Origin of the sequence: Bifidobacterium simiiventris, from assembly GCF_019331715.1 — a bacterium.
Lineage (GTDB): Bacteria > Actinomycetota > Actinomycetes > Actinomycetales > Bifidobacteriaceae > Bifidobacterium > Bifidobacterium simiiventris.
Genome location: NZ_JAHBBG010000010.1, coordinates 37,811 through 50,667, shown reverse-complemented (window position 1 = coordinate 50,667; position 12,857 = coordinate 37,811). Strand labels below are relative to the sequence as shown.

The 12,857-nt window shown below is 63.9% G+C and carries 9 protein-coding genes; 1 reads left to right on the top strand and 8 read right to left on the bottom strand.

The features are described 5' to 3' along the window. Position 1: 1 nt before the first annotated feature. The 3 genes from uvrA to KIH76_RS09055 form a co-directional block, all read right to left on the bottom strand. Positions 2-3,007, bottom strand: coding sequence for an excinuclease ABC subunit UvrA (gene uvrA, locus KIH76_RS09065; RefSeq protein WP_214374712.1), 3,006 nt, complete (start codon positions 3,005-3,007; stop codon positions 2-4). A 191-nt stretch (positions 3,008-3,198) separates the two neighbouring features. Next, positions 3,199-5,355 carry a bifunctional cytidylate kinase/GTPase Der gene (gene der, locus KIH76_RS09060; protein ID WP_214374711.1) on the bottom strand — a complete coding sequence of 719 codons (2,157 nt, stop codon included), beginning with the start codon at positions 5,353-5,355 and terminating at the stop codon, positions 3,199-3,201. Continuing rightward, entirely contained in the window at positions 5,352-6,128 is a 777-nt protein-coding gene (locus KIH76_RS09055; protein WP_214374710.1) for a pseudouridine synthase, read from the bottom strand. The genes der and KIH76_RS09055 overlap by 4 nt, the downstream gene beginning before the upstream one ends. A gap of 200 nt (positions 6,129-6,328) precedes the next feature. Here KIH76_RS09055 and KIH76_RS09050 point away from each other — a divergent pair, with 200 nt between their 5' ends. Then, on the top strand, positions 6,329-7,327 hold the full coding sequence (locus KIH76_RS09050) for an MIP/aquaporin family protein (RefSeq protein ID WP_214374709.1): 999 nt from the start codon (positions 6,329-6,331) through the stop codon (positions 7,325-7,327). Here the strand turns inward: KIH76_RS09050 and KIH76_RS09045 are convergent. From KIH76_RS09045 to sucC, 5 genes are all read right to left on the bottom strand, one after another. Continuing rightward, positions 7,244-7,528 carry a DUF3017 domain-containing protein gene (locus KIH76_RS09045; protein ID WP_214374708.1) on the bottom strand — a complete coding sequence of 95 codons (285 nt, stop codon included), beginning with the start codon at positions 7,526-7,528 and terminating at the stop codon, positions 7,244-7,246. The genes KIH76_RS09050 and KIH76_RS09045 overlap by 84 nt on opposite strands. 86 nt (positions 7,529-7,614) lie before the next feature. Further along, positions 7,615-9,246 (bottom strand): bifunctional phosphoribosylaminoimidazolecarboxamide formyltransferase/IMP cyclohydrolase, encoded by a 1,632-nt coding sequence (purH, locus tag KIH76_RS09040; RefSeq protein WP_214374707.1) that lies wholly within the window; start codon positions 9,244-9,246, stop codon positions 7,615-7,617. A gap of 86 nt (positions 9,247-9,332) precedes the next feature. Then, positions 9,333-10,622 carry a cell division protein PerM gene (locus KIH76_RS09035; protein ID WP_219070394.1) on the bottom strand — a complete coding sequence of 430 codons (1,290 nt, stop codon included), beginning with the start codon at positions 10,620-10,622 and terminating at the stop codon, positions 9,333-9,335. Beyond that, complete coding sequence (sucD, locus tag KIH76_RS09030) at positions 10,619-11,548, bottom strand: succinate--CoA ligase subunit alpha (protein ID WP_214374705.1); 930 nt, start codon at positions 11,546-11,548, stop codon at positions 10,619-10,621. Before sucD ends, KIH76_RS09035 begins: the two co-directional genes overlap by 4 nt. Beyond that, positions 11,548-12,741, bottom strand: a complete 1,194-nt coding sequence (gene sucC / locus KIH76_RS09025) for an ADP-forming succinate--CoA ligase subunit beta (RefSeq protein ID WP_214374704.1) — start codon at positions 12,739-12,741, stop codon at positions 11,548-11,550. Before sucC ends, sucD begins: the two co-directional genes overlap by 1 nt. Positions 12,742-12,857: the final 116 nt, after the last annotated feature.

The window sequence follows — 12,857 nt, the reverse complement described above, 5'->3', positions numbered from 1 at the left end:
CTCACAGCATCGGCTTGAGGAACTTGCCGGTCCAAGAGTCCTCGCATTGGGCGACCTGCTCGGGCGTGCCCTGTGTGACGATCGTGCCGCCCCCGTCGCCGCCCTCGGGCCCAAGGTCGATGATCCAGTCGGCTGATTTAACCACGTCGAGGTTGTGCTCGATGACGATCACGGTATTGCCCTTGTCGACCAGCCCCTGCAGGACAAGCAGGAGCTTGCGCACATCCTCGAAATGCAGGCCGGTGGTCGGCTCGTCGAGGATATACACGGTTTTGCCGGTGGAACGCCGTTGCAGTTCGGTGGCGAGCTTGACGCGTTGCGATTCGCCGCCCGATAGGGTCGGGGCCGGCTGGCCGAGACGGATATAGCCGAGTCCGACTTCGACGAGCGTGTCAAGATAACGGGAGATCGACGGATACGCCTTGAAGAATTTCGCGGCCTCCTCGATGGGCATGTCGAGCACGTCGGAGACGGTCTTGCCATTGTACTTGACCTCCAACGTCTCGCGGTTGTACCGCTTGCCGTGGCACTCCTCGCATTCCACGTACACGTCGGGCAGGAAGTTCATCTCGATCTTGAGCGTGCCGTCACCATGGCACGCCTCGCACCGACCGCCCTTGACGTTGAACGAGAACCGGCCCGGCCCATAGCCGCGCACCTGCGCCTCGGGAGTCTTGGCGAACAGGGTGCGGATCTTGTCCCACACGCCCGTGTAGGTCGCCGGATTGGACCGCGGCGTGCGGCCGATCGGATTCTGGTCGACGTGGATGACCTTGTCGCACTGGTCGACGCCTTCGACGCGCGTGTGCTTGCCGGGCACGATGCGCGCGCCATTGAGCTTGTCGGCGAGGACGGGGTACAGGATCTGGTTGACCAGCGTCGATTTGCCGGAACCGGAGACGCCGGCGACCACGGTCATCACGCCGAGCGGGAAGTCGACGGTGAGGTTCTTGAGGTTGTTCTCCCGCGCCCCCACCACGCGCAGCTGTTTGGTCTTGCGGACCTTGCGGCGGTGGTCGGGCACGTCGATGCTGCGCCGTCCGGCGATGTAGTCGCCGGTGATCGACCGTGGCGCATCCACGAGCTTCGCGGCCGGGCCAGAGTAGACGACCTCGCCGCCGTGTTCGCCGGCGCCCGGCCCGATGTCGACCAGCCAGTCGGCCTTTTCGATGGTCTCCTGGTCATGTTCGACCACGATCAGCGTATTGCCGAGGTCACGCAGGTGATGCAGCGTCTCGATAAGTCGTTCGTTGTCGCGCTGGTGCAGACCGATGGACGGCTCGTCCAGCACGTACATGACGCCGACGAGACCGGAACCGATCTGCGTGGCGAGCCTGATGCGCTGCGCCTCGCCGCCGGACAGGGTCTTCGCGGCGCGCGAGAGCGTCAGGTAGTTCAGACCGACGTCGTTGAGGAAGCCGAGCCGTGCGCGGATCTCCTTGAGCACCTCGCCTGCGATCTGTGCCGCGGAGCCTGTCAGTTCCAGACCGTTCACCCAGGCGAGACTCGCTTCGGCGGACATGTCGCACACGTCGGCGATCGATTTGCCGTCGATGGTGACGGCCAGCACCTCGGGGCGTAGGCGCCGGCCCTTGCAGGTCTGGCATGGTACCTCGCGCATGTACGACTCGTAGTACTGCTTCATCTGGTCGGAGTCGGTCTCGTCATGCCGGCGCATGAGCGTGCGCACCACGCCCTCGAACCCGGTGGAGTACTCGCGCATGCGCCCCCAACGGTTGCGGTAGGAGACCTTCACCTTGAAGTTGCGGCCGTACATGATCGCATGGCGCACGTCCTCGGGCAGATCCTGCCACGGGGTGTCCAGGTCGAAGCCCATTTCCTCGCCGAGCCCTTCGAGCACGTGGCGATAGTACTCTCCCGTGCCCTTGGTTAGGCCCCACGGTTCGATCGCGCCCTCGTTGAGCGTCTTGCCCGGATCGGGGATGACGAGTTCCGGGTCGATCTCCAGCGAGTATCCGATGCCGGTGCAGTCGGGGCACGCACCGTACGGAGCGTTGAACGAAAACGTGCGCGGCTCGATCTCGTCCAGTTCGAGCTGGTGGCCGTTCGGGCACGCCCGGTGTTCGGAGAACGGCTGGCGTCGCGCCGGATCGTCGGCGTCGCGGTCCACGTAGTCGATGACGACGATGCCTTTGGCCAGCCGCAGTGCGGTCTCGATCGAATCGGTGAGACGCTGGCGGATGCCGTCCTTGACGATCAGACGGTCGACCACCACTTCGATCGTGTGCTTCTTCTGCTTGGCGAGCTTGATGTCGTCGCTCAGCTGCACCATCTCGCCGTCGACGAGCGCGCGGGCATAACCGTCGCCGCGCAGCAGTTCGAGCAGGTCCTCGAACTCGCCCTTGCGGCCGCGTACCACGGGGGCGAGGATCTGGAACCGGGTGCGTTCCGGGTTCTTCAGCAGCGCGTCGACCATTTGCTGCGGCGTCTGCGCGCTGACCGGCTCCCCGCACACCGGGCAGTGCGGCACGCCGGTGCGGGCGAACAGCAGTCGCAGGTAGTCGTAGATCTCGGTGATCGTGCCGACCGTCGACCTCGGGTTACGGTTCGTGGTCTTCTGGTCGATCGACACCGCCGGGCTGAGCCCCTCGATAAAATCGACGTCAGGCTTGTCCATCTGGCCCAGGAACTGGCGGGCGTACGCCGACAATGACTCGACGTAGCGGCGCTGGCCTTCGGCGAACAGCGTATCGAACGCGAGAGAGGACTTGCCCGAGCCGGACAGGCCCGTGAACACGACCATGCGGTTACGGGGAATCGACAGATCCACATTCTTGAGGTTGTGTTCTCGGGCACCCTGGATCGTGATCTTCAGATCATTGGGGATATGGGAGATGTCCGCCACCAACGACGTGTCGGTGCGGCGCATGGGGGCCTTCCTGATCTCCCTCGACAAGAACGAGTCGCTCGTCATCACACGTTCCACCAGCACCTCGCCGCTGCGTCCCGGCTTGGCGTTCTTCGAAGCCGTTCTGTTCGCCGTCATGCCCTTCGCCTTTCATCCATGCCCATGTCCTGCTCGAATACATGTCCACAATACCCGATCCCGGCATATATTTCGAACACTTGTTCGACGGCGTGTCTCGTGCCGCCGGCGTCCGCCGTCCTCATACGAAAAACGGTGTCCCGCCCCGTGGACCGGGACCGGGACACCGTTTTTCGCGTGCGGACGATGCGCTACTTGCGCTTCTTCTTTTCGCGAATGTTCACCGAGATCTGGATCGGGGAACCTTCGAAGCCGAATTCCTCGCGCAGCGAACGTTCGATGAACCGGCGGTAGCCGTGCTCAAGGAACCCTGTGGCGAAGATCACGAACCGCGGCGGACGAGTCGAAGCCTGCGTAGCGAACAGGATACGCGGCTGCTTGCCACCACGCAGCGGATGCGGGTGCGCGGCCTGGATCTGCCCAAGGAACGCATTGAGCTTGCCGGTGGGGATGCGCTTGTCCCATGATTCGAGCGCCTCGCGCATCGCACGGGCCAGACGGTTCGTATGCCAGCCGGTCTTGGCCGACAGGTTCACGCGCGAGGCCCACGTCACACGTTCGAATTCGGTCTTCCACAGGCGTTCCATGCGCTGGCGATCGAACTCGTCCATGAGATCCCACTTGTTGAACACGAGCACGATCGCACGGCCCGCATCCACGGCGGAGCTCATCACCTTGAGATCCTGATCGGAAATCGGCTGGGACGCGTCGAACAGCACCAGCGCGAGTTCGGACCGTTCGATCGCGGCCTGCGTACGCAGCGACGAGTAGTACTCCGCGCCGGACAGCTTGTGCAGGCGGCGCTTGATGCCGGCCGTGTCGATGAACAGCCAGTCCTCGCCGTCGACGCGCACGACCTCGTCGACCGGGTCTCGCGTGGTGCCGGCCAGATCATTGACGACCGCACGCTCCTCGTGCGCCAGCTGGTTGAGCAGCGAGGACTTGCCGACATTCGGACGTCCTACGAGCGCGACGCGGCGCAAGTGCGTCGGCGTGAGGAATCCAGAGGTCTTCTTGGCCTTTTCCAGTGAATCGAGTGCGGCGTCGAGCAGATCGCCCACTCCCCTGCCGTGCATGGCGGAGATCGCATACGGTTCGCCAAGGCCAAGCTTCCAGAATTCGGCGGCCATGTATTCGCTGGGCGCGTCGTCGATCTTGTTGACGGCGAGCGTGACCGGCTTGCCGGACGCGCGCAGCAGTTTGACGATGCGTTCGTCGGTGTCGGTCATGCCGACCTGTCCGTCCACGACGAACACGACCGCGTCGGACAGCTGCACGGCGACCTGTGCCTGTGAGGCGATCGCCGAGTCGATGCCTTCGACATCGGCTTCCCAGCCGCCGGTGTCGACGAGCTTGAAGTCGGTACCGGCCCATTCCGCGTCGTAGCTGACGCGGTCGCGGGTCACGCCTGGCGTGTCCTCGACGACGGCGGCGCGACGGCCGAGGATGCGGTTGACGAGCGTGGACTTGCCCACGTTCGGTCGTCCGATGACGGCCAGTACGCCGACCTGCTTGGGACCGGCCTCGCGCGTTGCCGCATCGGCGCCGATTCCGGCGACCAGCGCCTCGTCGGCCTCATCGAGGTCATAGCCTTCGAGGTTGGCGACGTACTGCTTGTATTCCTGCTCCTCGATGGCGGCGTCCACCAGTTCGATCAGCGCATCCAGCGTCTGTTCGAAGTCCATGTCGGAATTGTCGATCGTGGTCACGCCGTCCGCTGCGGTCAGGAAGCTCGTCACCTTGGAGTCGGCCTTGTCTCGCGCGGCCACGTCCTCGGCGCCGACGGCGACGCCGTCGCCGTCATGCGCCGCGGCAGCGACGGCCTGACCTGTACGACGCGCCTGGCGCACCTCTTCGCGGGCGGTGAGCAGTACGCGCACCTCCGCGTCGGGGGCCACGACGGTGGTGATGTCGCGGCCTTCCGCCACGATGCCGCGCCCCTCGGAGAACGAGTCGGCGGCCGCCTCGCGCGCGATCGTGGCGCGCTGGGCCGCGATGAGCACATGGCGCACCGGGATCACGTTCGACACTTTCGAGACATGCGAGGAGACCTCAGACGAGCGAATCGCCTCACTGATGTCCTCGCCGTCGCAATAGACCCGGGAATCATCCGGGTCGACGGTGATATCGAAATGGCCTTCGGTGAAGAACTCGCCGACGGTCTCGGTGATGAGCTGCTCGTCGACCGTCTCGGCGTCGAGGTCGACACCCTGCTTAAGGCACCACCATGCGCAGGCGCGGTACATCGCGCCCGTGTCGAGGTAGGCGAAACCGTAATACTTGGCCAGTGCCTTGGACGTGGAGGACTTACCCACGCCGGCGGGGCCGTCGATGGCTACGCGGATCACAGGCCCACCGCCTTCGACAGGGAGCGAACCTCGGTCTGCGACAGCACTCGGTAGGATCCGGGCTTGATCTCGCCGAGCTTGATCGGGCCGATCTGCGTGCGTACAAGCCGCTTGACCGGGAAGCCAATCGAGCCGAAGATGCGGCGCACGATGCGGTTCTTGCCCGAGTGCAGCACGACCTTAACGATCGTGGTGTCGCGATTCGAGTCGACGATCGCGCACTTGTCGAGTTTGATCCACCCGTCGTCAAGCTGCACGCCGGTGGTGACCAGACGACGGCAGACGGTGCCGCTGATCTTGCCTTCGATCGTGGCGATGTAAGTCTTCTCGACCTCGTACTTGGGGTGCATGACGTGCTGGCTGAGCTCGCCGTCGTTCGTCATGAGGATGAGGCCTTCCGAATCGTAGTCCAGACGGCCCATGTGGAAGATGCGGTCATACTTGTCGCCGACGATGTCACGCAGCGTGTAACGGCCTTTCGGATCCTCCATCGCGCTCAGGACGCGCTTGGGCTTGTTAAGAGCCAGCGTGACGTGGTTCGGGTTGATGCGCACGCGCGAACCGTCGACGCGCACCTGCTGGTGTTCGAGATCGACGCGGGTGCCAAGTTCGGTGACCAGTTCGCCATCGACTTCGACACGGCCGTCGGTGATCATCTCCTCGCATTTGCGGCGGGAACCGAATCCGGCCTGCGCGAGGATCTTCTGCAGACGGACGGCGTTGCGATCATCATGGATATGCGCCTTCTCGGCGCGGGAATATGCGTTTGGCATCGTTCTCCCAACGTGGCCTTGCGTACTTGCCGTACGCGAATGTGCGGTATAAGGCTGTCTGCCGACAATGGTCGGCGATGCAGCCGCGAATATTGTACGCTCACCCATGGTCCGTTCTCCGGTGCCTCTCGGGCGTGGGCTGGTACACTAGCAGTCGTCCGGCGGGGATCACCCGCGATACTGATATAAAGAGGACTGATATGACTGCTTTTGAGTCACCGAACATTCAACCCGTCGATGAGCCGCAGACCCGGCAGGCCACGTCCACGGCCGCGACGGCCGACGGCCATGCGCTTGCGGCCCGAGTGTTGGCCGAACTGGCCGGCAGCTTCCTGGTCTGCTTTGCCATCTATCTGATCTGCTCGTTCGGTACTTCCTTGTACAACGTGAACATGGCGTTCATCGCCGTGGGCATCGGCGTGACGTACGCGGTGGTGACCGCCATGATGTCCGGGATCTCCGGCGCCCAGTTCAATCCCGCGGTGACCATCGCCTCGATGTTGGAGTCCAAGACGCGCGTGCTCGACGGCGTGCTGTATATCGTCGCCCAGCTGGCTGGCGCGCTGGCGGCCGGCGCCGCGCTGCGTTTCCTGCTGCCGACTTCCGATCAGATCACGACGAAGGTGTGGCTGCTCCCCGCCGTCAACGGTTTCGAGAACGGTTCGGTGGCCTATCAGACCGTCAGCTCGGTCGGTGTCAGCTTCGGCATCGTGCTGGCGATCGTGGTCGAGGTGGTCGCCGGGCTGCTGATCGCGGGCACGGCGATGCGTTCGACCGATGACGAGGGACGCCCGTCGTCCGACTATGCGCTGGCGATGGGCGCCGCATATGGCATCGGCGCCGCGATCACGTATCCGGTGACCGGCGCCGCACTGAATCCTGCGCGGGCCACGGGCATCGCCGTGTTCGCCCAGGGTCAGGGCCTTAATGCCGAGCCTCTGGGTCAGTTGTGGGTGTTCTGGGTGTGCCCGATCCTTGCTGCTGCTGTCGTGGCGCTGATCTCGATCGCTTCCCAGGTCATGAGCGAGTCCGCCCGTCGCAAGGCCCGCGCGGCGCAGGCCGCACAGTCCGTCGACGATGCACAGGATGCGGACGGATTCGTCTCCGACGACGACTCAGCGCATCAGGGGCAGGCTGAAGTAGGTGACCAGCAGCCCGATTCCCAGGGCGATGCCGATGAAGGAGTCGAACGCCACTGAACGTACCTTCCAGGGACTGCGTTCTCGCAGTATGAGACGCAACGTTCCGGTGACGATGCCCGCAGCCGCGATGATCACGACTGCGGGCATCGTGTATCCGAGCACGGCGACGAGCACGGCGACGGCCACCGTCGCGGCAACGAGCCATTCGAACCATGGCTTGCCCTCATGGGCTTCGGAAACAAACGGATGATCGTGCATGACATGCCTTTTCTGTTCGGATAGACCGGCGGATAGTGAATGGGCTTCCCCTTGCATACAGGGGAAGCCCATTCACTATTCCGCTATCAGTGGAAGAAGTGACGCGTACCGGTCAGGTACATGGTCACGCCGGCCTTTTTGGCGGCCTCGATGACTTCCTCGTCGCGGATGGATCCACCAGGCTGGACGATGGCCTTCACACCGGCGTTGATGAGGATCTCGGCACCGTCGGCGAACGGGAAGAACGCGTCGGATGCAGCCACGGAACCAGTGGCGCGATCGGCGCCGCCGGCCAGCGTGTTCGCGCGTTCAACGGCCAGATGGCAGGAGTCAACACGGTTGACCTGTCCCATGCCGATGCCCACGGTCGCCTCGTCGTGTGCCAGCAGGATCGCGTTCGACTTGACGCAGCGGATGGCGCGCCATGCGAACAGGAGGTCGTTGAGCGTGGCGGCGTCGGCGGGCTCGCCGGCGACAAGCTTCCACGCGTTCGGATCGTCGCCGGTCGCGTCGATCAGATCGGTGTCCTGCACCAGCAGACCGCCATCGATCTGACGGAACTGCGTGTGGCTCTTCGGCGGCTCGGCCACCTTGAGGATGCGCAGGTTCTTCTTCTTGGTCTGCAGCAGTTCGAGGGCCTCCGGCTCGTAGGCCGGGGCGACGATGACCTCGGTGAAGATCGGGCGCACGCTTTCCGCCATCTCGAGGGTGACGGTGCTGTTGCAGGCGATCACGCCGCCGTAGGCGCTCATCGGGTCGCACGCATGGGCCTTCTTGTGGGCTTCCGCGGCGGTTTCGCCGATGGCCAGACCGCACGGGTTGTTGTGCTTGACGACAGCGACGGCGATGCGCGGGGCGAAGTCCCACACGGCGCGCCATGCGGCGTCGGCGTCCACGTAGTTGTTGTAGCTCATCGGCTTGCCGCCGAGCTGTTCGGCGTGCGCGAAGCCGTCGCGGTGCAGCGGGTCGATGTACAGGGCGGCCTGCTGGTGCGGATTCTCGCCGTAACGCAGCACGTGCGCGCGATCCCACGTGCGAGTGAACGCGGCCGGGAACTTCGTGTCGTTGACGACATTGCCGTTCTCGTCGGTGTCGGGGGTCTCCACGCTGTCCGGCTTCGGCCAGTGCTTGGCGGTCCATTCGTTGATCGTCGCATCGTATGCGGCGGTGTGGGCGAATGCCTTGGCGGCCAGCCAGCGACGCTCCGCGAGGTCAAAGCCGCGACCGTCCGCAACGCGCTCGGCGACCAGCTTGTAATCGGCCGGATCGGTGACGATCGCGACGGTCGCACTGTTCTTCGCGGCGCCGCGCACCATGGACGGGCCACCGATGTCGATCTTTTCAATCGTCGCGGCCTCGTCCGCTCCGGAGCGCACGGTGTCGGCGAACGGATACAGGTTGACGACCACAAGATCGAACGGCTTGATTCCGAGCTGTTCGAGCTGGGCGACGTGGTCGGGGTTGGTCATGTCGGCGAGGATGCCGGCATGGATGTGCGGGTCGAGGGTCTTGACGCGGCCGTCAAGGCTTTCGGGGAAACCGGTGACCTGCGACACCTCGGTCACGTCCACGCCGAGTTCGGCGAGCCTCTTTGCGGTCGAACCGGTGGAGACCACTTCGACTCCGGCCTTGATGAACGCATCGGCGAGCACCTCGATGCCTTCCTTGTGGAAAACGGACACCAGGGCACGGCGTATCGGTCGGTTCGTGTTTGTCATCCCTATATTCCTCCTTAATGGTTGCTTCTTCATGGTACCGCCTTGCCGGACAGTCTCCCGCCCGCGTGCCCGGATGAGACGTCGGCTCAGTTGGATGTTTGCGGGGACTGGGAACCATCGGCGTCGCGTCCGGCAGCCGCACGCGATCGTATGCTGCGTGCGGCCCAGCGCATTCCGAATACGGATGTCACGCCGATGAGTGTCACCAGCCAAGCGGCCAGCAGTCCCAAGGCGGTGGGTCTGGCGACGGCCTGGGTCGAGCGAACCACGTCGACGCCAAGGCTCGCCAGTCGTTCGTTGCCGAGTCCGCCGTTGGATATGACGAAGATCAGCGAATAGCCGACCGAAATCAGCGCACCGGCGATGCAGAAGGCACCGACCGGATAAGCGAAGTCCATGATGGCGCGGCGGATGCCATCCGGCTCATCCATGTCGACGAACCGTACCCCGAACCCGCGTTTCGACCACATAGCGAACAGACCTGCGGCGAATCCGCATGCCAACGGGATGGAGACCAGAACGAATCTGAGATTCGCGGCGGCAACCGGTTCGGGCAGCACACCGAACACCGGGATGGGCGGCAGCGAGGTGGATTGTCCGACCCACAGGGAGAACGATCCAATATCCCCGATGGAAAACCCGGCGCCGAAGACCCACGACACGGCCCATATGCACAGATTCGGCAGCCATGCAAGGCACGCGATCGTAGTCAGGATTCGCGAGCCGGTTCCCATGCCCAGCAACTCGTACAGCCGTACCACGGCGGCATGGTTGCGTGCCGACCATAACGCCACCGCCGTTACGCCGACGACCAGATACAGCAGCACAAGCACGAGGCCGATGGACAGTCCCATGGTGATGGCCTGCCTCAGCCGAGGGGCGACGACGGCACGCATGCGCTCGATGATGGACGCGGTGAGCGACGCGACCGGCACCGCGGCGCACAGATAGCCGATGGTGAAAATCACCGCTCCTTTGACGAGGATCAGCCACAGCGCATCGTCGAGCACTGCGTCGGTGCCACGACTGAACAACGCATCGAACGTCATCCAGGAGACCAGTCCGGTGACATATCCCGGCACACTGCAGGTCAGACGTTGCGCGAACGCACGGACCAAGGCGATCAGCAGCAAGGTGAGCAGCAGCGGAACCAGTGTAAGGTTCACCGGGGCGATGACGAATCCGACCCCTTGGCTGAGCAGCACCACGGCGGCGCTCAGCGACAGGGCGTAGGCGGAGAGATTGTCTCCGCCTTCCTCCATCGAGATCACCAGTAGCATCAATGCCGTGAAGCAACCGATCGCTATCGCGAACACGGCCATGGACGCCGCGGCGACAGCGATGCCCCTGAGCAGCGGCTTGATCCGGGAGATCATGAAATCGAACGCTCGGCCAGCACCTGGCGCATGATGTCCGCGGCTTGACCGGGCGTGCGGCCTACACGAATGCCGACAGATTCGAGGGCTTCCTTCTTGTCCTGGGCCGTGCCCTTGCCACCGGAGACGATGGCGCCGGCATGGCCCATCTGCTTGCCTTCGGGCGCAGTGAAGCCCGCGATATAGGCCACGACAGGCTTGGTCATGTGTTCGCTGGCCCAGCGTGCGGCATCCTGTTCGGCGGTGCCGCCGATCTCGCCGATCATCATCACGGCCTTGGTGTTGTCATCCGCCTCAAACGCTTCGAGCGCCTCCTGGAGCGTGGTTCCGACGATCGGGTCGCCACCTGCGCCCAGGCACGCGGTGAAGCCGATATCGCTCAGCTCGCCCATCAGCTGATAGGTGAGCGTTCCCGACTTGGACACCAGTCCGAGCGGACCGCGCCCGACGATGCCGTCCGGGATGATGCCGAGGTTCACGCCATGCGTCTGCGGCGTCGACGGCAATGTCATCAGGCCCGGGCAGTTCGGACCAACGATGCGCACTCCCCTGCGCAGGGCGAGTTCGACGAAGTATGCACTGTCGGCGACCGGGATGCCCTCGGTGATGACGACGATAAGCTCGATACCCGCCTCGACGGCTTCCACGACCGCACCCTTGGCAAATTTCGGCGGGACGAACACGACGCTGGCCTTGGCACCGGTGCGTTCGCGCGCCTCGGCGCAAGTGGCGAATACGGGGACATGCGCGTCGGTGCCGTCGACGTTGGCACCCGGGAAATCAATCACGGTGCCGGCCTTGCGCGGATTGGTACCTCCGACGATGTTGGTGCCGGCCTTGAGCATGCGGGCAGTATGGGTCATGCCCTGATGACCGGTCATGCCCTGGACGATGACCGGCGCGCCGTCTTCGATGAACAGTGCCATCAGTGGTTCTCCTTTGCGTCAGCGGCAAGGCGGGCGGCCTGCTGCGCGGCTTCTTCCATGGTCTTGGCGACGTGCAGGTTCGGATTCTCCGCCTGTGCGAGGATGCTCAGGCCCTCAGCCGCGGCATTGCCGTCGAAGCGCACGACGATCGGCTTGGCGGCATTGAGCTTATCAAGAGCCTCGAGGATGCCCTTGGCAACCTGCTCGCAGGAGGTGATGCCACCGTACACGTTCACGAAAACGGATTCGACCTGCGGATCGGACAGCACGATCTCGAGGCTGTCCGACATGACCTCGGCCGACGCGCCGCCGCCGATGTCGAGGAAGTTGGCGGGCTTGACGCCGGTGCCCTGTTCCTCGCCCGCCCCGGAAACGGCGTCGAGCGAGCTCATGACCAGCCCGGCGCCGTTGCCGATCACACCGACCTCGCCGTGCAGATGCACGTAGTGCAGACCATGTTCGGCCGCACGGGTCTCATAGGGGTCGGCCTCGATGCTGTCCTCGAACCGTTGCCACCCGTCATGACGGAACGCGGCGTTGCCGTCGAGCGAGATCTTCGCGTCAAGGGCACACAGGGACTTGGACGATTCGTCATCCGGATCGCCGATCTTGGCGAGCGGGTTGATCTCGACGAGCGTGGCGTCATTGTCCTTGAAGCATCTCCACATCTTGAGCAGGATATCGGCCGCCTGATTGACGTCGGCATGATAGAAACCGATACTGTTGGCCATTTCGACCGCGGCGTCGTGGTCGAAATCGTCAAGGGCATTGATGTGCAGACGCTTGACCGACTCCGGGTGTTCCTTGGCGATTTCCTCGACCTCGGTGCCACCGTTGGCGGTCGCCAGCACGTCGTAGTCACGCGAGGAACGGTCGACGGAGATGGAGACGTAGTATTCGTGCAGGATGTTCTTCGCCTCGGCGACGAGCACGCCGTTGACCTTATGCCCGTGAATCGTCATCGGCAGGATACTCTCCGCCAACAGAATGGCCTCGTCCCGGTTGTGCGCAAGTTTGACGCCACCCGCCTGTCCTCGATGGCCGATCTTAACCTGCGCCTTGATGACGCAAGGGTATCCGAGTTCGTCCGCAGCTTGGGCCACTTCGTGGGAGTTCTGGGCGTAAATCGCCTTCGGCTCCGGGATGGACTGCTCCGCGAGCAGTTCCCTGGCCTGATATTCGTAAAGATCCATGAATGTTCCTGACTATGACCTTATACCGGTATGGGACCGCATCGCTGACGTGATCCCGTTGGCGTTGGTACGAATGATAGACAACGAGGCGGTGAATGTGAAACCGCGTCTCAGGT